Source organism: Micromonospora marina, assembly GCF_900091565.1.
GTDB lineage: Bacteria > Actinomycetota > Actinomycetes > Mycobacteriales > Micromonosporaceae > Micromonospora > Micromonospora marina.
On the sequence record NZ_FMCV01000006.1, the window covers coordinates 125,013 to 145,951 of the forward strand.

Genomic DNA, 20,939 nt, shown 5'->3' on the forward strand with positions numbered 1-20,939 from the left:
CCCCTCCGTCCGCGTGCCGGACGCCACCGTAGGAGGCAAAGACTTCTCGCGATACGCGCCGCACCGGTAATCGACCGGTCGCCATCAATTTCGGCCACACCGGCGGTGCGGCTCCGCCGATCGGATCACCGGCTGTCACCGTCCGGCCCGTGCGTGCCGGCCGGTCCGGGACACCGCCGTCCCGGCGGGTGTCAGGGCGCCTCGCTGCCGCGCTTGTCCTCCTGCGCCAGCACCGCGTCGCGCCGCTTCGGGTCGTCGCGCCCGGCGAGCGCCGCCGACAGCCTCGGGTCGGCCGCGAGCCGCTCCCGGTTGCGGTGCCAGAACGCCTCGAAACCACCGGTGTACGGGCACGCCGTGTCGCCGAGCGCCACGCCGGGCTCGTACCGGCAGCCGGCGCAGTGGTCGCTGATCCGGTCCACGTGCGTTCCGTCGAACGCCCACGGCCGGGTGTCGACGCGGGCCAGGTCGGCGTACTGGCTCATGCCGATGACTGTCGCGTTCATGACCCAGTCCGCGCCGTCGACGAAGCTGCGCCGGAACCAGTCGGCCAGGTCGGCGGGACGCCAGCCGCGTTGCAGGCCGTAGTTGCCGAGCACGGTCAACCGCGCGGTGTGGTGCGCCCAGCCGGTGTCCCGGACGCCCGCGAGCACGTCGGCCAGGCAGCGGGCCTCCACCGCGTCGGCGTCGAGCCGGTCGAACCACTCCGGCAGCGGCTGGGTGGCGGCGAGCCAGCCGGCGCCCCGGAACTGCGGCGCGAAGTACCAGTAGAGCTGCCACAGGAACTCGCGCCAGCCGAACAGGCCACGCACGAACCGGTGCACCGCCGCGGGTGGCGCGGCGCCGTCCCGGGCGGCACGCTCGGCGGCCCGGATCGCCGGTTCCGGGTCGAGCAGGCCGCTGTTGAACGCCGACGACAGCGCGCTGTACGCGAGCTGCCGGTCGCCGTCGCGGAGCAGGTCGTGGGTGTCGGCGTACGCGGGCAGCCGGTGGGTCAGGAAGTGCGTGAGGCGGGCCTGCGCCTCGGCGTGCGTGGCCGGGTGACGGCGCGGCCCGTCCCGGCCGGTGAACCGGGTCCCCTCGTCCGCCCAGCGGTCCAGGTCCCGCCGGACCTGCGCGTCGATGTCGTCCTCGACGATCGGCGGGGGCGGCGGCACGTCGACAGGTGTCCGGGCGCGGGGACGGCGGGCGGGCGCGGGCAGGTCCCGCAGCACGTCGTGACGCTCGCGGGCGTACCGGTAGAAGTCGTCCATCCGCAGCCGGCCGCGCCGCCGGTGGGCCCAGGCGGCGAACTCGGCGCGGTCGGTGACGAATCCGCGCGGCGGCAGCACGGTCAGCCCGTCCACGGTGCGGGCGAACGCCAGCGCTGCCCGGGACGCCGGGTGCACCACCTCGACCGGCTCGCCCAGCCCGGTGAGCGCGGCGCGGAACGTGCCGGCCCGCACCAGCCGCGCCCGGTCGCCGAGTTCGGCGGCGCGGTGCCGCAGCGCGGACAGGACCAGGTGTGCCTTCTGCCGGTGCATCGGGCGGGCGGCGAACAGCGACCGGGCCTCCACCAGCAGGACGGGCTGCGTGTCGTCGTCGAGGAAGTGCGGTCCGACCTGATCCGCCAGGAGCCAGCGCCAGGGTGCCAATGCCATCCCTTCACAGTGGACGTGCGGTCAGCCGCCGCGCACCCTGGGGTGGCGGTGGTCGGTGAGCCGCAGGCCGACGCCGCGTACCGCCGCGATGGTGACGCCGGTGCCCAGCTCGTCGAGTTTACGGCGCAACCGCTTCACCAGTGACTGCACGTCGGCCCGGCCGTGCGTCGGTGCGTCGTGCCAGACCGCGTGGTGCAGCTCGGCGTAGCTCCACACCCGGACCGGCTCGGCGGTCAGGCAGGTCAGCAGGTCGCGCTCCAGGCGGGTCAGGGCGGTCTCCCGGTTGCCCCACCGGGCGGTCGACCGGGCCGCGTCGATCACCAGCGCGCCGTCCGGCGCGGGCTTCGCCGGGGGTACGGGCGGAACCGGCGCGCCGGCCGGGCCGGACGCGTCCGTGATCAACTCGCGCAGCTCGTCCAGATCGGCAACCATCAGGAGGGGCGCGACGCCGTCCAGCAGCTCGGTCAGCCGCAGCCGTTCGGCCGGGGACGGCGTCACCCCGATGACCAGCGAGAAGGGGCGCTCCGACGGGTCGGTGCCGGAGTCCGCCGCGTTCGTGCCGTCAGTCGTCACCGCGCCCCACCGTGACAGAAACTGTCAACAGGCCGCCCGATCCGGGGGACCTGTTGGTGACATGTTGCTCACGTACGGTCATTGATCGTTCCCTGCTGTCGATCATAGTGTCCACTCAGGCGTCCGGCGCAGACCCGCACGGCGCCCAGGGGGCCTGGGGGGTTCTTGTCACACCGGTCTAGCAGTCGGGAGAGTTCGTCTCCTGGCCCTTCTGCCATGGCTCGATCATCCGCGGGTCATCTAAACAGGAGGCAGCACCGATGCTGAGACGTCCACACAGATGGGGCCCGGCCCGGCGGCTGGTGAGCGCGGGTGCCGCCCTGGTGCTCGCCGCCACCGCACTGGCCGCGACCGGCACGGCGGCGCAGGCCGAGACGGGCGCTTCGGCCGGCGACAAGATCCGCCCCGAACTCACCCGCCAGCTCCAGGGCAAGAGCGAGGGCGACTTCTGGATCCACTTCGGCGCCAGGGCGGACCTGAGCAAGGCCGCCGCCATCAAGGACTGGAACGAGCGCGGCGCCGCCGTCGCGGCGGCGCTGAAGAAGACCGCCGCCGACAGCCAGTCGAAGATCCGCGCCGAGCTGGACCGCTCGGGCACGAAGTACCAGACCTTCTGGGCGACGAACGCCATCAAGGTCACCGACGGCTCACTGGCCCTGGCACAGGACTTCGCCGCCCACTCCGAGGTGGACGGCCTGTACGCACCGGTGGAGTACAAGCTGCCGGAGACCACCCCGGGCACCGACGAGAAGTCGGCGAACGCCCTGGAGTGGGGCATCGCCAACATCAACGCCGACGACGTCTGGTCCCAGTACGGCGTCAAGGGCGCCGGGATCACGGTGGCGAGCATCGACAGCGGCGTCCAGTTCGACCACCCGGCGCTGGTAGACGCCTACCGGGGCAACAACGGTGACGGCACCTTCGACCACGACTACAACTGGTTCGACGCGGCCGGCGACTGTGCCACCGCGCCGTGCGACTCCGACGGCCACGGCACGCACACCATGGGCACCATGGCCGGCGCCGACGGGGCCAACCAGATCGGTGTCGCCCCCGAGGTCAAGTGGATCGCCGCGAACGGGTGCTGCCCGTCCGACGCCGCGCTGGTCTCCTCCGGGCAGTGGATGCTGGAGCCCACCGACCTCGACGGGGAGAACCCGGACGCGAGCAAGCGGCCGAACATCATCAACAACTCGTGGGGCACCACGACGCCGTCCAACGAGCCGTTCATGGAGGACGTCACGAACGCGTGGACCGCGTCCGGCATCTTCGGCGTCTGGTCCAACGGCAACAACGGCCCGTCCTGCCAGACCAGCGGCTCACCGGGCAGCCTGGCGAGCAACTACTCGGCCGGCGCGTACGACGTCAACAACAACATCGCCAGCTTCTCGTCCCGGGGCACCGGGCAGAACGGCGAGATCAAGCCGAACATCTCGGCGCCGGGCGTGAACGTGCGCTCCAGCGTGCCGGACAACGCGTACGCCAGCGCCAGCGGCACCTCGATGGCGGCACCGCACCTGGCCGGCGCGATCGCGCTGCTCTGGTCGGCGGCGCCCACCCTGGTCGGCGACGTCACGGCCACCCGCGCGCTGCTCAACGACACGGCGATCGACAAGGCCGACGCGCAGTGCGGCGGCACCACCGACGACAACAACGTCTACGGCGAGGGCCGGCTGGACGCGCTCGCGCTGCTCGCCGCCGCCCCGATCGGGGACAACGGCACGCTCGCCGGCAAGGTCACCGACGCCGCCACCGGGGCCGGGATCGCCGGCGCGACTGTCACCCTCACCGGCGCGGCGGACCGCACGCTGACCACCGGCGCGGGCGGGACGTACTCCTCGCTCCTGCCGGCCGGTGACTACCAGGCGGTCGTCTCGGCGTTCGGGTACGCGACCCGCACGCTGTCGGCGACGATCACCGCGGACACGACCACCACGCTGGACGTCGCGCTCACCGCGGTACCGAGCGTCACGGTCAGCGGTCAGGTCACCGACGGGTCCGGGCACGGCTGGCCGCTGTACGCGAAGGTGAGCGTCGAGGGAACGCCGATCTCCGACTACACCACGCCGTCGACCGGCCGCTACAGCCTGTCGCTGCCGTCCGGGACCACGTACCGGCTCACCGTCGAGCCGCGGTACGCGGGCTACCTGACCACCACCAAGGAGATCACTGTCGGCGCGGGCAACGTGACCGCCGACATCGCGGTGGAGGCGAACCCGGAGGCGTGCACGACCGCCCCCGGCTACACCGTCAGCTCCGACGGCGAGTACGAGACGTTCGACGGCACCGGCGTGCCGGACGGCTGGACCGTCGAGGACAACGCCGGTACCGGTCAGGACTGGGAGTTCACCGACGCCGGTGAGCGCGGCAACCTGACCGGCGGCAGCGGCAACTTCGCCATCATCGACAGCGACAACTACGGCAGCGGCGGGCGGCAGGACACCTCGCTGGTCAGCCCGGTGGTCGACCTGACCGGCGTGACCGCGCCGGTGATCCGGTTCAACCAGGACTACAACTGGCTCAACAGCGACCGCGCGGACGTCGACCTGAGCCTGGACGGCGGCACCACGTGGAGCAACGTGCTCCGGCAGGCGGCCGACGTCCGCGGCCCGCGGGTGACCGAGGTGCCGATCCCGCAGGCGGCGGGCCAGTCGCAGGTGCGGGTGCGGTTCCACTACTACGAGGCGAGCTGGGAATGGTGGTGGCAGGTAGACAACGTCCTCATCGGCAGCAGGCTCGTCTGCCAGCCGGTCCAGGGCGGCCTGGTCCTCGGCCACGTCCGGGACGCCAACGACAAGGGCTACGTCAACGGCGCCACGGTGACCAGCAAGGACCGCCCGGCGGAGAAGGCAACCACCGTCGCCACGCCCGATGACACCGAGCTGCCCGACGGCTTCTACTGGATGTTCTCGTCGCTGACCGGGAAGCACCCGTTCACCGCCGGCGCCGGCAACTACGTGGGTCAGACCAAGCAGGTGACGGTCGAGGAGGACTGGGCCACCGCGGCCAACTTCCAGCTCGCCGCCGGCCGGCTGTCGGTGAAGCCGACCTCGATCACCGGCACGGTCCGGATGCCGAGCGGCAAGGTCAGCAAGACCTTCACGGTGACCAACACGGGCGGGGCCCCGGTCACCGCCGAGTTCGGTGAGCGCGACGGCGGGTTCGTGCTGCACCGGGCCGACGGCTCCCAGCTGTCCGAGCAGGCGCTGCTCGGCTCCACCGGCGCACCGGTGCAGCGGCTGACCGCCGCCACGTCGTTCGCGGCCAGCTCGTCGGGCAGGTCGTCGAACGCGATCGCCGCCGCCGCACCGCAGGCGGACCCCTGGACCACCATCCCGGGCTACCCGGCGAACGTGATGGACAACCGGGTCGTCACCGTCGACGGCACCGTCTACTCCATCGCCGGTGGCGACGGCACCACGTCGAGCGCCAAGAACTACAGGTACGACCCGATCACCCAGGCGTGGACCGGCATCGCCGACCTGCCCGGCGCGCGCAACGCCATGACCGTCGGCGTGATCGACGGCAAGATCATCGCCACCGGTGGCTGGGGCGCCGCCGGTCCGGACGCCGCCACCTTCTCGTACGACCCGGCGGCGAACACCTGGACCCGCAAGGCCGACAACCCGGCGCCGCGCGCGGCGGCCGGCCAGGCGGTAGCGGGCGGCAACCTGTACGCGATCGGCGGCTGCACGACCGCGAGCTGCACGCCGATGGCCAACTCGGTGGTCCGGTACGACCCGGGCGCCGACGCCTGGGAGACGCTGCCGGCATACCCGAGGTCGGTGGCGTTCCTGTCCTGCGGCGGGATCGACGGCACCGTCTACTGCACCGGCGGCAACGACGGGACGGTCTCGCAGAAGGCCGGTTACGCCTTCGACCCGGGCGCCGGCACCTGGACCGCCATCCCGGACGCGCCGGCCGACAGCTGGGCCGCGTCGTACGCGGTCGCGAACGGCAAGCTCCTGGTCGTCGGCGGGTCGCAGGGCGGCGCCATCACCAACGCCGGCTTCGCGTTCGACCCGGCGACCGGCTCGTGGGCCAACCTGCCCAACGCCAACACCCCCCGCTACCGCGGTGGCGCGGCCTGCGGGTTCTACAAGATCGGCGGTTCGTCGGGCGGCTTCACGGCCACCAAGGACAGCGAGGTCCTGCCCGGCTTCGGCGAGTGCGCCGAGGGCTCGGCCGACGTGAGCTGGCTGACAATCGACACGTCGGCTGTCACGCTGGCGCCGGGTGAGAAGGTCACAGTCACGGTCGGCATGACCGCGAACGTCGACCAGCCCGGTACGTACTCCGCGTCCGTGGTGATCAAGGAGAACACCCCGTACGCGGTGGAGCCGGTGGCGGTGACGATGACCGCGCAGCCGCCGACCACCTGGGGCAAGCTGTCCGGCACGGTCTCCGGCAGGAGCTGCCAGGGCGTCACCGCGCCACTGGCGGGCGTGACGGTGCAGGTCGACTCCTGGGCGAACTCGTACACCTTCACCACCGATGCCGAGGGCCGGTACGCCTACTGGATGGACCGGCGCAACAACCCACTGACGTTGATCGTCGCCAAGGACGGCTGGAAGCCCCAGACGCGCCAGACGAGGATCAACAGCAGCACGCCCACCGTTGAGAACTTCACCCTCTCCCCCACCCGCTGCTGACGCAGCATGCGGCAAGGAGCGGCCCGCCCGGCGCGAACGCACCGGGCGGGCCGTCCCACTCTTGTCGATCGGCTCCCGGCGAGATCTTGGTATCAGACGGCCCCCATCGGGGCCCTTTCCTACAGGGGCGTCCCGGGGGCCGGAACTGCAAGATCGCCGGGGCGGGGCGGGGCGGGCGGCGGGGCGGGGTTACGGGGTGAGGCGGAAGCCTACGCCTCTTACGGCGTGGATGGTGGCGGGGGCGTCGAGACGGCCCAGCTTGCGGCGGAGGCGACGGACCACGGAATGCATGTCCGAGCCCCGCCCGAGGTGGTCGTTGCCCCAGACGGCGCGGTGCAGCCGGGCGTACGTCCACACCTGGCCGGGCGTACCGGTGAGGCAGACGAGCAGGTCGTGCTCAAGCGGCGTCAACCCGATCTCCCGCTCCCGCCAGCGCAGCACCCGCCGGTCGGAGTCGACGGCCAGTTCCCGTGCGGACGGCTCGGCCGGCACCTCGTCGGCGGAGGGCCGGTGCGGCGCCGGGGCGAGCGCGGGCCGGCGTACCAGGTCGAGGAAGCGGCGGGCCTGATGGGCACTGGAGACGATCAGGAACGACTCGGTGCCGCCGAGCAGTTGGGCGAGCTGCCGGCGCTCGGCCGACGAGGACGCGATGCCGATGACCAAGGACGGGAGCCCTGTCATCCGTTCCCACCTTTCCGGCAGGCCGAACCACAACGCCGGGCGGTCGCCAGGCACGACGTTGCGGAGGCACCTGGCTTGCGGAGTTCGACCCGAGGGGTGCGGGAGCTGCGGTTTCGTGAGGCTTCGGGGTGAACTACCGGAATCATATAGCCGAGCACCGATGATTGGTATAGCAGTTAACGTCGATGTAACTGGTTGCAACACGGTTGTTCGAGGCGAGATGCGCCGATGCGCCGATGCGCGCGGACCGATGAGAGCCGGGGCGTACGGCGGTCCAATGCGTGTGATCACCCACATGCTCTGCCTGGCCGACGGGACGCCGACCCGCGCGGACATCGCGGCCCGCTGCGCCGAACTGGCCGAGGCGTTGCGCGGCCACGACCGGGGCGTGGTGGTGTGCGACGTGTCCGCGGTGACCGCGCCCGACCTGGTCACGGTCGAGGTGCTGGCGCGGATGCGCCTCACCGCGCGGAGGTTCGGCTGGCGGCTGGAGGTACGCGGCGCGGGCGAAGACCTACGCGAACTCGCGGGCCTACTCGGGCTGGCCGGAGCCCTCCTCGAGCCGGTCCGGCAGCCCGAACAGCGGGAACAGGCGGTCGACGTCGAGGAAGTTGTTGAGCGAGGTGATCCGGCCGCCGGAGACGCCGACCACGATCAGCGCCCAGGGCACGTGGCCTGAGCCGTCCGGGTCGCGCCGGTAGTGACCGAACGCGGGCATGCCGTTGGCGGCGGTCGGCACCAGGCGGGAGCCGCGGCAGCCGCTACCGGTGCCGGACATCCACGCCGCGATGTGCTCGGGGCCGCGCAGCCACAGCGGCAGCGGCGGCATCGACAGCGTCGCGTCCTCGTGCAGCAGCGCGGTGAGCGCCGTCAGGTCGTACGCCTCGAAGGCACGCACGTAACGGGCGAGCAGTGCCTGCTGCTCGCTGTCGAGCGGCCGGCGGACCTCGGCCTCGGTGTCGGCCGAGGCGAGGGTGGCGCGCGCCCGTTGCAGCGCGCTGTTGACGCTCGCCACCGACGTGTCGAGCAGGTCGGCGACCTCCTGGGCCGACCAGGCCAGCACCTCGCGCAGGATCAGCACAGCCCGCTGCTTCGGCGGCAGGTGCTGCAACGCCGCGACGAACGCCAGCCGGACCGACTCCCGGCCGGCGACCACCTCGGCCGGGTCGGCGACCTCGGGCAGCACCCGGTCGTCGGGCGCCGGGCCGAGCCAGATCTGCTCCGGTCGCGGCTCACCGGGGTGGGTGGCGGTGCCGCTGCCCGCCGGGCCGAGGTCCATCGGCCGGATCCGCCGCTGGGCGCTGGTGGACATGGTGAGGCAGACGTTCGTCGCGATCCGGTAGAGCCAGGTGCGCAGCGCGGACCGCCCCTCGAACTTGTCGAAGTTGCGCCAGGCCCGGACGAACGTGTCCTGCACCGCGTCCTCGGCCTCGAAGGCCGAACCCAGCATCCGGTAGCAGTAGCCGGTCAGCTCCGACCGGTACGCCTCGAGTTGCGCCTCGACGGGGACGCTCGCCACCTCGCTCACCTGGCTGAAACTAGCCCACATGCTGCGTGAACGCGAGTACGCCGGGCCCGCACCGATGAATCCGCCCCGCCCACCCGGTCCGACAGTGGTCAGGTCACCACGTCCGAGGAGCACCGATGACCACTGCACAACGCGACGAGACCCGCGCCCCGGGGCGGTACGCCGACGTCAACGGCGTCCACCTCTACTACGAGACGCACGGCGAAGGCCGGCCGATGGTCCTGCTGCACGGCGGTCTCACCTCGGGTGAGATGTTCGCGCCGATCCTGCCCGCGCTCACCGCGAAGCACCAGGTGATCCTGGTGGACCTGCAGGGGCACGGCCGCACCGCCGACGTGGACCGGCCGCTCGACATGGCGCTGATGGCCGACGACGTCGCCGCGCTGATCGACTACCTCGGGCTGGACCGGCCGGACGTGGTCGGTTACTCCCTCGGCGGCGGCGTCGCCCTGCACACCGCTTTCCGGCACCCGGGCAAGGTCGGCCGGCTGGTCGCCGCGTCCGCGCACATCCGCCGCGACGCGGTGTACCCGGAGATGCTGGCGCAGCAGGGCCAGGTCGGCGCCGCGGCGGCCGAGTACATGAAGGACACCCCGATGTACGAGCTGTACCAGCGGGTCGCGCCGCGTCCGGAGGACTTCCCCCGGCTGCTCGACAAGATCGGCGCGGCGATGCGGAAGGACTTCGACCTCACCGAGCAGGTCCGTGCCCTGCGGGTGCCGACGCTCATCGTGGCCGCGGACGCGGACATGGCCCCGCCGAGCCACTTCGTCGAGGTTTTCGGGCTGCTCGACGGCGGGCGGCGCGACGGCGGCTGGGCGGGCGAGGGCCGGCCGGCGGGTGGGCACGCGCTGGCTGTCCTGCCCGGCCTGACCCACTACGACATCGACCGGTCGCCGCTGTTCGCCGCGGTCACACTGGGCTTCCTCGACCGGGACCGCTGACCGGACCACGCCTCCGTCGATCAGGCAGTTGTGGCGCCAGGCCAGAGCGGCATGGTGGACACTCCAGGCGCCACAAGTCCAAGGGCCGTGGCCGATGCGCTCGTCGCCCGGGGCCGTCCCCGCCCCACTGTCACGCCACCTCGGACGCCGCCCGCCACCACAGCCCGGCCCGGCCCCGCCCCGCCCCCAACCGGCCCGGACGGAAACAGCCCGGCCGCGGACCGGCGGTACGGACCGGACCTGTCGACGGTGACCACGTTGCGGGCGGACCTGCGCCCCGGCGGCGCCGCCGAGTCGTACCGGATCGACGCCGGCCCGGCCGCGCTGACCGTCACCGGCGACCTCGCGGGCGTCACGGCCGGGCTCTACCGGCTGGCCGACCGGATCCGTTCGGGCGCTGAGGTGCTACCGGCGGCGGAGGCGGGCCAGCCGGTCACGCCCAGGCTGGGGCTGCGGTTGACCGACGCCGGCTCGGTCGGCCGTGAGGCGGACCCGGCGGCGTTCGCGGCCGGCGACGACTACAGCCTGAACGCCGACGTGGTCACCCCGGCGCTGCTGCCCCGGGCGCCGTGGGTGGACACCGCCGCGGTGGCCCGCATCGACACGCAGTTCCGGCAGTTCGTCGACCACGCGGTCGCGCGGGGCTACAACGGCGTCGTGGTGCCCGGCTTCCTGGAGTACGTCACGTTCGCCGGGGTGGGCGACGGGAACGCGGTCTACCCGGCCGGGGACCCGCACGTCGACCGGGCGCGAGCGATGGTCGCGGCGTTCGGCCCGGTCTTCCGGTACGCCGACGAGATGGGCCTGCGGGTCTTCCTGCTCACCGACATGCTCGCGGTCTCGCCGCCGCTGGAGAGGTACCTGGAGCGGACCGTCGGCGGACTCGCCGCCGACGGGATGCCACTCGCGGTGCTCGGCGGGCTGGTCGCGTGGGCCGGCGCGGAACGCGCGCTGACCGTGTGGAACGACCAGATGGCGCTGCTGCCGTGGGGGGTTGTCCCGGATCCTCGGCATCACCGTTCATCTGGGCATCCCGACCGGGGTGCCCGGGTACGCGGATACGCGGCCGGCGCCGGGGTGATCCTGGCCGCCGCCGGGCTGCTGCTGTCGGCCGGCCGGCGTGTGCCGCGCCCCGTCCCGGGGTACCGCGAGAGCAGGAGCACCGGTGAGGAGGACGAGATGACCGACCCCAGGTACGCACCGATCGGGCTGGCCGCCGCCGGGCGGCTGGTCCCCGACGACGAGGAAACCGGCGGCGGCGAGGTCGTCGGCGCTGACGACGCGGCTGCGGACGCCGCCCGGGCCGGCGCCGACGTGGACCTGTCCCGGGCCGACCGGGACAGCGACGGCACCCCGGTCGGCGCCGCCGACGCCGAGGCCGACCGCAAGCGCGCCGCCGGCGAGTGACACTCTCCGCCCCGCCACCGCTGCGACGGTGGCGGGGCGGACCCGTCCTCAGCCGTCGACCGGCAACTCCACCTCGGGCAGGTGCCCGAGCGCCCGGACCGCGGTCACCGCCGCGTACCCGTCGGCCAGCCAGGCGATGTCGGTGCCGGGGACCGCGCGGACCGCGTTCTCCTCCACCGCCGTACGCACGAAGCCCTCACCGCGCTCGGCGACCGACACCTGTACCTGACCGAACGGCGCCAGGGTCGCCTGGCGCAGCCCGGCCACCTGATCGGCCGGCAGGTTGGGCACGTTGAGGTTGAGCACCGTTCCCGGGTCCGCGCCGGCCAGCCAGGGCAGCAGCGTCCCGGCCAGCTCGGCGGCCGTCGACCAGTGGCGGGACTCGTCGTCCACGCTGTCGAGCACCGCGATCGCCGCGCCACCGCTACCGACGCTCGCCTGCGCCGGGGTGAGCACGTCGAGCGACACGGCGAGCGCGCGGATGCCGTTGTTGCCGGCGGTCAGCGCCGCGCCGACGGTGCCGGAGTGCAGGACCGCGTGGCCCGCGTTGGCACCCCGGTTGATGCCGGACAGCAGCAGGTCCGGTACCGGCCCGAACACCCCGAGCCCGGCCAGGATCGCGATGTACGCCGGGGAGGCGGCCACCGCGTACGCGGGCACGCCGGGCAGCCCGTCCAGCTCGGTCCCGCGGAACACCAGCCGGCCGTCCTCGGTCACCGCGGACAGCGCCGCGCTCATCCCGCTCGCCTCGGCCTCCGGCGCCGCGACCACCACGTCCATTCCACGCTCGTACGCGGCCCGGGCCAGCGCGCGGATGCCGGGAGCGTGCACGCCGTCGTCGTTCGTCACCAGGATCCGGGGCGGCCGGTCAGCTGTCATCGTCGCCACCGTCCAGTGGGGTCAGCCGGACCCGGGCGGCCAGTTCCCGCACCGCCTCGGCCCGGCCGGTGCCCAGCCCGTGCCGGGTCACGTTCAGCGCGCCGGCGGCAGCGCCGATGTGTAACGCCTCCCGCAGGTCACCGCCTCGGGCCAGCACCGCTGCCACCCCGGCGGTCATCGAGTCACCGGCGCCCCGATGGTCGGCCAGCTCCAGCGGCGGGGCGTGCACGAGCAGCGGCTCGCCGTCCTCCGGCAGCGCCAGCGCGGGCTCCCCGGCGCGGCTGATCAGCACCGTGCGCGCGCCGCGTTCCTGGCATCGGCGGCCGGCGTCGCGCAGCGCCGCCACGCTGTCGTCCTTGGCCAGGCCGTCGTCGAGCAGCTCCTCGTGGCTGACCTTCAGCACTGCCACACCGCCGTCGAGTACCGCCTCCAGGTACGGCCCGGACAGGTCGGCCACCACCGTCCCGTCGTTGGCGCTCAGGTCGGCGGCGAGGCGGCGGTAGATGTCCGGGTCCACCACGCACGGGTCGGCCGGTCCGCTGAGCACGCTGACCGGGGCGCGCAGCCCTTCGGTGAGCGCGACCGTGTACAGCTCGTCGATGTCGTGCCGCACCATCGGCGCGCCCGGGTGCTCGGCGATCTCGGTCCGCTCGCCGTCGCGCCGGTCGTGCACGTACCAGCCGGTGCCGGATTCCCGACGCACCACCCGGACCGTGACGTCCTCGTCGTCGAGCAGCTTGCGGACCGCGTCGCCCACCTCGCCCCCGAGGCCCACGCACATGGTCACCGGTACGCCGAGCGCGGCGATCATCCGGGTCTGCCACACCCCCTGCCCGCCCGGGTGCAGATGCAACTCGGTCGCCTCGCCCTGCTGCTCGATGGTCACCGTCAGCAGCGGGGCCGGGGCGAACACCATCACCTTGTGGTCCATTCGTCGGTGATGCCCGCTGACCGGCCCCGGTAATCCCCAGCTCAGCGCGGCCACGCGGCGGTACGGCGGCGCCGCAGGTACGGCAGCGCGAACAGGTAGAGGCCGCTGATCAGGAGCAGGGCGAGCGGAAGCAGCGGCACGTAGGAGACCCACACGATCGGGTCCTTCCGGGCCAGCGCGACGAAGGTGATCACGACGGTCACGGTGAAGGCGACGGAGAACCAGCGGTGCAGCTGGCGGATGCGCGTGTCCATGGGTCGACGACCTTTCCCCGGTGGCCTCCCCGGCGGGGAGGCCCGTGCCGGAAACGCCAGGTCCGGGCGCCCGCCCGAGGCTTCTCGATTCCTGACCGGTCCGCGGGACGGTTTGCCGGGCAGCCCTACCCTGCCGACAACAGCAGCCGATGCCACGGGGGCAGGCATGCAGATCATCGAACACAGCATCGTCGGCACCCGCTCCGCCGTGCTCCGCCTACGCCGGCCCGGCAACCGGTTGGAGTTCCTGGTGTTCCCGATGCTCCACGTGGCGAGCCCGGGGTTCTACGCGGCGGTCACGAAACGGCTCCGCGAATGCGACCTGCTCGTCGTCGAGGGCGTCAGCGGCCGGTCGGCGGTCGGCTCGGCGTTGACACTCACCTACCGGATCATGCCGGCCAACCGGCGCTCCGGCCTGGTGACAGACCCCATTCCGTACGCGTCTCTCGGCGTCGAGGCGCTCAACCCGGACGTGTCGGCGCAGGAGTTCGCCCAGGGCTGGCGGGCGATGCCGCTGCGGTACCGCCTCCAGATGTGGCTGGTAATCCCGTTCGTGACGGTGATGCAGTTCTTCGGCGGCACCCAGCGCCTGCTCTCACCCGAGGTCGAGGTGAACGACCTGCCGTCGGCCACCGACGAGCGGTACGCCGACCACGAGTTCACCGAGCACACCGAGCGCGCGCTCGGCGGCGAACGCGACGAGCGGCTGCTCGCCGCGTTGTCCGAGCTGATCCGTTCCCGGTCGGCGGAACGCATCGACGTGGCTGTCGTGTACGGCACGCCCCGCCGAATGGCTCACCGTGCTGGAGCGGTGACCGCGGCGCACAGGCGGAGTGCCCGCGCATGCGAACCTGATCAGTCAGCCGCCAGCTCGGGCCGGTGCTCCTTGATCCATTTCTGCACGTCCGACTTCAGCCAGACCTTGCCCTGCACCAGGTCAGCCACTGGCTCCGGGAAGTTGCGGTGACTGGTGATCACGTAGACGCGCTGCTTGCTGATGCCACCCAGCATCACGCGGATCTCGGCTGCGCCCACCAGCTCCATAGGTCGGACGCTAGACAGTTGCCCTGGCTCCTTGACTCAGGTCAACGCCTCGGTCACCGTATGGGTATGCCGACTTCCTCGCCGACCCAGGGCCGCCCACCCAGAGCGATCCGGCCGCACGTGGCGATCCGGCCGCTGTGGCTGTGCCGGGTCTGCGCCGGCCCGTGGCCGTGTCAGCCCGCGCGCCTGCTGTTACTGCTGGAGTACCGCCGCGACCGGGTGGCGCTGTCGATCTACATGGCTGGCTGCCTGTTCGACGCCACCGCCGACCTGCTGAGACTCAACCTCGATCCGGGCCCTCGCCCCGACGAACTGTTCCACCGGTTCGTCGCGTGGACGAGACACCTCTGAGCGAGCAGGTCAGTCGCGTCCCGCCGCGTCCGCGGACCAGTCGTCCACGCGCACCCGCCGGGACGCCGGGCTCACCGTGTCGGAGCGCCGGACGAACCCGGCGACGGCGAGCGCGCCGATCGTGGTGGCCGCCGCCGCGGCGAGCACCAGCAGGGTGGTCTCCACCTGCACCGTACGCATGTGTTCGCCGCCCCCGGCCGTGGCGGACGCGTAGCGGACGGCCGCGAGCGGGTTGAGCAGCACCGCGGCGATGCCGGCGGTCCACGCCGCCGCCGGTAGCCGCTCGTCGCCGGGGCGCACGATCCGCCGGGCGGCCCACCGGCCGAGGGTCGCGAACGTGACGAGCAGCGTGACCGGCAGCAGCCAGAGCACGGCGGGCAGCAGGTCACGCAGGGGCACCACGGCGTCGAGCAACTCCACCAGGAAACCGGAGCCGTCGTGGGTCACCAGGCCGATCCGGTGGCTGTAGGCCGCGAGCGCGACCACCGTGCAGCCGATGTGGACGAAGATCAGGGCGACCAGAGCGGACAGTGCGGCACGGCGGGCGGACACCGGCCCGAGGTTACCGCCCGCGCGCTCCGGCGGTGGGCCGACAGCGCCGGGACGGTCAGACGCTCAGGGCCAGATCGGCCACCTCGGCGGCGCAACCCCAGGACAGCGTCACCCCGGCCCCGCCGTGTCCGTACGCGTGCACGAGCCGCCGGTCCGCCGGGTCCACCTCGACCCGGGGGCCGCCGTGCCGGGCGGGCCGCAGCCCGATCCGCTCCCCCAGCAGCGGCGCGTCCGCGAGCTGCGGCACCAGCGCCACGCACCGGCGCCGGATCGCCGCCGCCTCCTCCGGGTCGGGGCGGGTGTGCCCGACTCCCGCCTGGTAGGTGCCGCCGAGCACGACGTCGTGCCGGCGCGGGTGCACATACGTGACGCCGGCCGGGTCGTCCTCGTCGCGCACCGACACGGTCAGGCCCGGGTTCGCCACCAGCAGGACGTGCCCGCGCGCCGGGAACACGGCCGGGTCGGCGGCGAGGCGGCCGGCGGCCAGTCCGGTCGCGTTCACCACGACCGGCGCGACCTCGTACGCCTCGGCGAGCGCGGCCAGCGCACGGCGCACGATCCGGCCCCCGCCCGCCTCCAGGCGCTGCCGCAGCCAGGCGAGGTAGCTGGTCATCTCCACCGACGGGGCGGTGAACCGCAGCAGCGCGGTGTACGGCGGCTGGGCCGGCTCGACCGTCAGGTCGCCGCAGGCGTCGGCCCACCAGGGCGGCCCGGCGTAGCGGTGGCGCAACCACATCCGGGTGGGCCGGTCGACCACCCCCGGCACGCCGTCGGCGGCCTGGCGGCGCAGCTCGGCGTGGGTGTCCCGGGCCCAGCGCAGCACCCGGGGATCCGCCTCGGTGTGGCTCGGGTACCAGACTGCGGCGGCCACCGTCGACACCGTGTCCGCCGGGTCGTGGGCGGTCAGCACTGTGACGTGTGCGCCCCGCCGCTGGAGCGTGAGCGCCGTCGTCAGGCCGACCACGCCGCCGCCGACCACCACCACGTCCGCCTTCGTCATGATCCGCTCCCGTCGCCCGTACCGTCGTCGTCCCGCCGATCGTCGCCGCCCGGCGTAGCCGTTGTCCAAGACGGGGCAGCACACGGGCTAGCCACGGCTGATGCGGCTCGGCTCCGAGGAGCTGATCGCGCACATCGTCACCGCCGTCAACGCGGCGATCGGCGGGCTGCGGACCGACCCTGCCCCGCAGGTCGCGGACATGTCGCAGTTGCGGAACAGTTGCAGGAGGTACTCCCGCCGAGGCGGACGCGTCATTCGGCCACCGACGCGGGCACCGCCGGTGCGGCGCGGTCCGCGCCGGTCAGGCCCGCGACGAGCAGCAGGTACGCGGCCAGCTCCACCACCGCCGTGAGGGCAGGTACGGGCTGCGGCAGCATCCGGGTGGGTGTGACTGCGTACCAGGCGAACAGGGCGGTGCTGTCGACCGAATAGGGCAGCGGCACCGCCCCGATGCCGGCGTCCAGCAGCGGCAGGGCGAGCACCGCCAGCAGTGCCGCGCCGGTCGCGGCGAGCCGCCGGCCCCGCCCGGCGAGCAGCACGGCGAGTGCCAGTGCGGCGAGTGCGAGCGCCAGCGGCGGCAGCACCGCGAGGACGAGCGCGGGCACGACATCGGCCTGGTCGTACCCCGGGCCGCCCACCCGGGTCAGCGTGGTCCCGGTGCGGACCTCCACGACCCGGGTGCTCGCGGCGACGGCGGTGCCGATGTCGGTGACCCGGACTGCCGCGTACCCGACGACGGGGGCGGCGGCGACCGCCGCGGCGATCAGGTGCCGGCGCCGTCCGCGGCCACGGAACGCGACCAGCAGCACCGCCACCGCGGCCAGCGTCGCCCAGCTCCCGTCGAGCGCCGCGTCGAAGCCGGCCGTACGGTCGAAGGCGCTGTCGCCGCTGGCGTCCATCATCCAGCCGAAATCCCCGGCGCCCGGCTCGGCCGGCATGGTGCGGACCGCGTCCACGATCAGCGGTACGAACCCCACCGGCACCGCCCAGCGCGGAGCCGGCAGTCCGGCGGCGACGGCGTACGCGAGCAGCAGCGCCAGGCTCAGCACCTCGGCACCGCGCCAGAGCGGGGCGGCCACCAGGACGCCGACGACGTGGGCGACGGCGGACACCGCCGCGAGGATCAGCAGCAGCGGAGCCCGACGCACCGGCGGATTCTTTCACGACACACCGGTCCGCCGCCGCCCCGTGATCGTCAGCTGCCGGCCGGCACCTGGTCCTTGACGTCGTCGTAGCCGACCGCACCCGGCGCCGGCGCCGGGGTGTAGATCACCCGGAGCACGCCGCTCGGGTACGCCTCCGTCGCGGCCACCCGCAGGTGGTAGGGCGCGTCGCCCTCGTCGAACAGCCGGCGGCCCTTGCGGGCGGCCACCGGGTGCACCAGCAGCCGCAGCTCGTCCACCAGACCCGCGGCGAGCAGCTGCTGCACCACCGAGATCGAGCCGGGGATGAGGATGCCCTTGACGCCGCTGTCGGCCTTGAGCGCGCGCACGGCGTCCACCAGGTCGCCCTGGATCAGCTCGGAGTTGCGCCAGGAGAACTCCAGCGGCTGGCGCGAGACGACGACCTTGCGCGTGTCGCCGAGCTGCTTGGCGAACGGCGCGTCCTCACCGCCGGCGGCCTCCCGGTCCGGCCAGGCACCGGCGAAGCTGTCGTACGTCTCGCGCCCGATCAGCAGCACGTCCGAGGTGTCGTAGTCCTCGCCGACGGCGCGGCCCATGTTGTCGTCGAAGTACGGGAAGTGCCAGTCGGGGTCGATCTCGGCGACACCGTCGGCCGAGATGAACAGTGTGGAGATGACAGTGGCCATCGCGGTGCTCCTTCTCAGGTGAGGTTCGACGGGTTGACCGCCGTACCGGGTCGAACTCATCGGCCCGCTACGACGTCACCGGCTTTCAGTTGGGCTCGGCGTCGACGTCGACGCTCTCCCAGGGCGGCCCGTAACCCTCACCGGCCGTCGTCACGGCCAGCCAGTCCGCCTCGACCAGGGCCATGTTCGCGATCAGGTCGCCGGGTTCATGGTGCTCGCGGCGGTCACCGTGCGCAGGCCCGTCGTCGAGCCCGTCGGTCTTCCAGGCGAAGGTCCGCCGGTTCCGTTCGAGAACGGCCAGCAGCGCCCCGGCCTCGGTCTCGGCGGCTCGCGTCACCCATCGCCGAAGCATAGGCAGCCGGCGAGATCCGTGGGGGCGCGGCGGCCGGCGTCAGCCCGGGGTGAGGACGCAGAACTCGTTGCCCTCCGGGTCGACCAGCACCCGCCACGGGGGCTCGGCTGCGCCCAGGTCGGCGTCGACGGCGCCGAGGGCCCGCAGGCGGGCGGTCTCGGCGTCCAGGTCGTCCGACGGGTACGGGCGGACGTCGAGGTGGACGCGGTTCCATCCGGTCTTCGCGTCGGCCGTGCGGGCGAATCGCAGGTACGGCCCGACGCCCTGAGCGGAGCGCAGCACCGCCTTCTGGTCGGTCACCTCGTGCACGGTCCAGTCGGTGGCCCGGCCCCAGAACGCGGCCATGGCACGCGGGTCGGCGCAGTCGACCACCACCTCGGCGATCGGTCCGGCGTCCGCGTGCCGCGGGTTCGGATCCCGTACGCAGAACTCGTTGCCCTCCGGGTCGGCGAGGACCGTCCACTGCACGTCGCCCTGACCCACGTCGGCGGGGGTGGCGCCGAGCGCGGTCAGGCGCGCGACCACCTCCGCGTGGTGCGCGGCCGAGGTGGTCGCGAGGTCGATGTGGACGCGGTTCTTCGCCGTCTTCGGCTCGGAGGAGACGACGAGGTCGATGCAGACGGCGCGGGGGTCCGGGTACGTGAAGCCCTCGGGTTCGAGGTTCGTCACACCGGGTTCCTCGCTGGAGATCTCCCAGCCGAGCACCTTCGCCCAGAAGCCGCCGAGCGCCACCTCGTCGTGGGCCTTCATGTTGATCTGTACGAGCCGGGTCGCCATGGCGGCGATGGTAGGTGCCGCGCCGGATCGCCGTGGTCCCGGCAGGTGATCAGGAATCAAGAAGCGCACCGTCACCGCCGCGCCATAGCGTTGTCGTCAGGCGGTCGGCACCACGCGGACCGCGAGCCACGAGGGGGGATCGAGATGTCCGACGGTTTCAGCGCCGAGGAACGCGCCGCGATGAAGGAGCGTGCGGCCGAGCTGCGCTCCGAGGGCAGGAAGGGCGCGAAGAAGGCCGACGACCTCCAGGCGGTCCTCGACCGGATCGCGCAGATGGCGCCGGAGGACCGGAATCTGGCCGAGCGCGTGCACGCCACGATCACCACCGCCGCGCCGGACCTGTCGGCGAAGACCTGGTACGGCATGCCCGCGTACGCCAACGCGGCCGGCAAGATCGTCGTCTTCTTCCAGGACGCGGGGAAGTTCAAGTACCGCTACTCGACGCTGGGCTTCCAGGACGCGGCCAACCTCGACGACGGCGACATGTGGCCGGCGTCGTTCGCGCTGGTGAAGTGGAGCCCGGAGGTGGAGAAGAGGATCACCGAGCTGGTGCGCGCCGCCGTGTCCTGACCTCGTGCCGTCAGGCGGCGGCGTCGTCAGGCGCTCGGAGGGCGGGCGCCGCGGCGTCGCGGGCGCGGGACGACGACGTCCGGGCGTGCGGTCATGGCGGGCTCCCGTCATGGGCCGGCTGTGGTCCGCCCATTTTGCCCGGTGGTTCCGCTTTCGTCTGCCCTAGCGCTGCCAGGATTCGAGGCCGCGGACCGCGGCCCGCGCGACGTCGTCGGCCAGGCCGGGGTCGTTGCTGCTGCCCTCCCAGCCCTGGTCGTGCACGACCGTGACGGCGTCCGCGACCCGGATCACGAGGATCTGGCTGGTGGCCCGCCCCTCGGCCGGGCTGCCGTCCAGGTTGGCCGCCGGTCGGCTCACCGTCACCAGCAGGGCCTCGTCACCGGTCCCGGCCATCGGCTCGGACCGGACGGTGACGGTGCCGCCCGAGGCCTGGAACGACCGGCAGTCCGCCACCGCACCGCTCACCCGGCGCAGGTAGTCGGCGGCGCCGGTGCCCTCGAAGGCGAAGACGGTCTGGTGCAGCGTGCCGTAGGGGACGTTCTCCGGCGGGTCCTTGGGCTGCTTGTAGGCGCTCGTCATCGCGGCGCTCGCGGTGACCGACCGCCCGCCGCTGCGGAACTCCTGGTCGCACAACCCGGGCAGCGCGTCGGTGACCTCCATCGGCTGCGCCTCGATCTTGCGCAACTCCGGCGGCAGGTCGGCGAAGGCCGACGTCGGAATCGTCACGCGCCCGCCGGACGAGGCCGACGCCGACGGCGTCGCGGCCGTCGAGCCGGCGGCCGGCGGCGAGGTGGTGCCCGCGGCGCCCCCGTCGTTCTCACCGCCGCCGCCACACGCGCCGGCCAGCAGCGCGGTAACGAGCAGGGGTACGCCAAGCATCCGCCTACCGCGGCTCGGTGTGCTCACGTCGACCTCCGTCCGGTGCCCGTCCCGAGGACGTTCCCGATGCCACGTCCCGCGAAACGGCGCCTGCCTTCCCAACGCCCGCACCCCCTGC

At 73.2% G+C, this 20,939-nt stretch carries 21 protein-coding genes and 1 pseudogene; 6 read left to right on the forward strand and 16 right to left on the reverse strand.

What is annotated here, in order from left to right:
- Positions 1–191 precede the first annotated feature (191 nt).
- On the reverse strand, positions 192–1,637 hold the full coding sequence (locus GA0070215_RS10430; RefSeq protein ID WP_244166942.1) for a cryptochrome/photolyase family protein: 1,446 nt from the start codon (positions 1,635–1,637) through the stop codon (positions 192–194).
- Between the two features lie 21 nt (positions 1,638–1,658).
- On the reverse strand, positions 1,659–2,210 hold the full coding sequence (locus GA0070215_RS10435) for a winged helix-turn-helix domain-containing protein (protein ID WP_091044574.1): 552 nt from the start codon (positions 2,208–2,210) through the stop codon (positions 1,659–1,661).
- Positions 2,211–2,470: 260 nt separating this feature from the next.
- On the opposite strand from GA0070215_RS10435, the gene GA0070215_RS10440 reads away from it, so the two are divergent.
- The gene (locus GA0070215_RS10440; RefSeq protein WP_091044577.1) at positions 2,471–6,862 is read left to right on the forward strand and encodes a S8 family serine peptidase; all 4,392 of its coding nucleotides are present in this window, start codon (positions 2,471–2,473) and stop codon (positions 6,860–6,862) included.
- Positions 6,863–7,051: 189 nt separating this feature from the next.
- Here the strand turns inward: GA0070215_RS10440 and GA0070215_RS10445 are convergent, their stop codons facing one another.
- Positions 7,052–7,543: a winged helix family transcriptional regulator gene (locus tag GA0070215_RS10445; protein ID WP_091044581.1), complete on the reverse strand. Its 492-nt coding sequence runs from the start codon at positions 7,541–7,543 to the stop codon at positions 7,052–7,054.
- A 295-nt stretch (positions 7,544–7,838) separates the two neighbouring features.
- On the opposite strand from GA0070215_RS10445, the pseudogene GA0070215_RS28975 reads away from it, so the two are divergent.
- Positions 7,839–8,027: pseudogene (locus GA0070215_RS28975) on the forward strand (hypothetical protein); the annotation flags it as partial.
- Between the two features lie 48 nt (positions 8,028–8,075).
- On the opposite strand, the gene GA0070215_RS10455 reads toward GA0070215_RS28975, so the two are convergent.
- A complete protein-coding gene (locus GA0070215_RS10455; RefSeq protein WP_091044584.1) occupies positions 8,076–9,092 on the reverse strand; it encodes a sigma-70 family RNA polymerase sigma factor in 1,017 nt (338 codons plus the stop codon).
- 95 nt (positions 9,093–9,187) lie between these two features.
- On the opposite strand from GA0070215_RS10455, the gene GA0070215_RS10460 reads away from it, so the two are divergent.
- Positions 9,188–10,015, forward strand: coding sequence for an alpha/beta fold hydrolase (locus tag GA0070215_RS10460; protein ID WP_091044587.1), 828 nt, complete (start codon positions 9,188–9,190; stop codon positions 10,013–10,015).
- 87 nt (positions 10,016–10,102) lie between these two features.
- The gene (locus GA0070215_RS28980) at positions 10,103–11,422 is read left to right on the forward strand and encodes a hypothetical protein (RefSeq protein WP_244166943.1); all 1,320 of its coding nucleotides are present in this window, start codon (positions 10,103–10,105) and stop codon (positions 11,420–11,422) included.
- Between the two features lie 48 nt (positions 11,423–11,470).
- Here GA0070215_RS28980 and surE read toward each other — a convergent pair whose 3' ends face one another.
- From surE to GA0070215_RS29820, 4 genes are all read right to left on the reverse strand, one after another.
- Complete coding sequence (surE, locus tag GA0070215_RS10475; protein WP_091044828.1) at positions 11,471–12,301, reverse strand: 5'/3'-nucleotidase SurE; 831 nt, start codon at positions 12,299–12,301, stop codon at positions 11,471–11,473.
- Positions 12,291–13,217: a 1-phosphofructokinase family hexose kinase gene (locus GA0070215_RS10480; protein WP_091044831.1), complete on the reverse strand. Its 927-nt coding sequence runs from the start codon at positions 13,215–13,217 to the stop codon at positions 12,291–12,293. The genes surE and GA0070215_RS10480 overlap by 11 nt, the downstream gene beginning before the upstream one ends.
- A gap of 56 nt (positions 13,218–13,273) precedes the next feature.
- Complete coding sequence (locus tag GA0070215_RS10485) at positions 13,274–13,486, reverse strand: hypothetical protein (RefSeq protein ID WP_091044590.1); 213 nt, start codon at positions 13,484–13,486, stop codon at positions 13,274–13,276.
- An 855-nt stretch (positions 13,487–14,341) separates the two neighbouring features.
- Positions 14,342–14,530, reverse strand: a complete 189-nt coding sequence (locus tag GA0070215_RS29820; protein ID WP_018786469.1) for a hypothetical protein — start codon at positions 14,528–14,530, stop codon at positions 14,342–14,344.
- Between the two features lie 66 nt (positions 14,531–14,596).
- Between GA0070215_RS29820 and GA0070215_RS10500 the strand changes: the two genes are divergently transcribed.
- The gene (locus GA0070215_RS10500; protein ID WP_208600321.1) at positions 14,597–14,881 is read left to right on the forward strand and encodes a hypothetical protein; all 285 of its coding nucleotides are present in this window, start codon (positions 14,597–14,599) and stop codon (positions 14,879–14,881) included.
- A 9-nt stretch (positions 14,882–14,890) separates the two neighbouring features.
- Here the strand turns inward: GA0070215_RS10500 and GA0070215_RS10505 are convergent, their stop codons facing one another.
- From GA0070215_RS10505 to GA0070215_RS10535, 7 genes are all read right to left on the reverse strand, one after another.
- The gene (locus GA0070215_RS10505) at positions 14,891–15,433 is read right to left on the reverse strand and encodes a hypothetical protein (RefSeq protein ID WP_091044596.1); all 543 of its coding nucleotides are present in this window, start codon (positions 15,431–15,433) and stop codon (positions 14,891–14,893) included.
- A gap of 55 nt (positions 15,434–15,488) precedes the next feature.
- Positions 15,489–16,433 (reverse strand): FAD-dependent oxidoreductase, encoded by a 945-nt coding sequence (locus GA0070215_RS10510; protein WP_091044600.1) that lies wholly within the window; start codon positions 16,431–16,433, stop codon positions 15,489–15,491.
- Between the two features lie 87 nt (positions 16,434–16,520).
- Entirely contained in the window at positions 16,521–16,688 is a 168-nt protein-coding gene (locus GA0070215_RS28660) for a hypothetical protein (protein WP_208600322.1), read from the reverse strand.
- Positions 16,685–17,581 (reverse strand): hypothetical protein, encoded by an 897-nt coding sequence (locus GA0070215_RS10520; protein WP_091044608.1) that lies wholly within the window; start codon positions 17,579–17,581, stop codon positions 16,685–16,687. Before GA0070215_RS10520 ends, GA0070215_RS28660 begins: the two co-directional genes overlap by 4 nt.
- Positions 17,582–17,628: 47 nt before the next feature.
- Entirely contained in the window at positions 17,629–18,243 is a 615-nt protein-coding gene (locus GA0070215_RS10525) for a dihydrofolate reductase family protein (protein WP_091044611.1), read from the reverse strand.
- An 85-nt stretch (positions 18,244–18,328) separates the two neighbouring features.
- Positions 18,329–18,580: a DUF664 domain-containing protein gene (locus tag GA0070215_RS10530; protein WP_091044614.1), complete on the reverse strand. Its 252-nt coding sequence runs from the start codon at positions 18,578–18,580 to the stop codon at positions 18,329–18,331.
- A gap of 54 nt (positions 18,581–18,634) precedes the next feature.
- A complete protein-coding gene (locus GA0070215_RS10535; RefSeq protein ID WP_091044617.1) occupies positions 18,635–19,372 on the reverse strand; it encodes a VOC family protein in 738 nt (245 codons plus the stop codon).
- Positions 19,373–19,516: 144 nt separating this feature from the next.
- Between GA0070215_RS10535 and GA0070215_RS10540 the strand changes: the two genes are divergently transcribed.
- Complete coding sequence (locus GA0070215_RS10540) at positions 19,517–19,942, forward strand: iron chaperone (RefSeq protein ID WP_091044620.1); 426 nt, start codon at positions 19,517–19,519, stop codon at positions 19,940–19,942.
- A 162-nt stretch (positions 19,943–20,104) separates the two neighbouring features.
- Here the strand turns inward: GA0070215_RS10540 and GA0070215_RS10545 are convergent, their stop codons facing one another.
- Positions 20,105–20,848 (reverse strand): hypothetical protein, encoded by a 744-nt coding sequence (locus GA0070215_RS10545; protein ID WP_244166945.1) that lies wholly within the window; start codon positions 20,846–20,848, stop codon positions 20,105–20,107.
- Positions 20,849–20,939 lie beyond the last annotated feature (91 nt).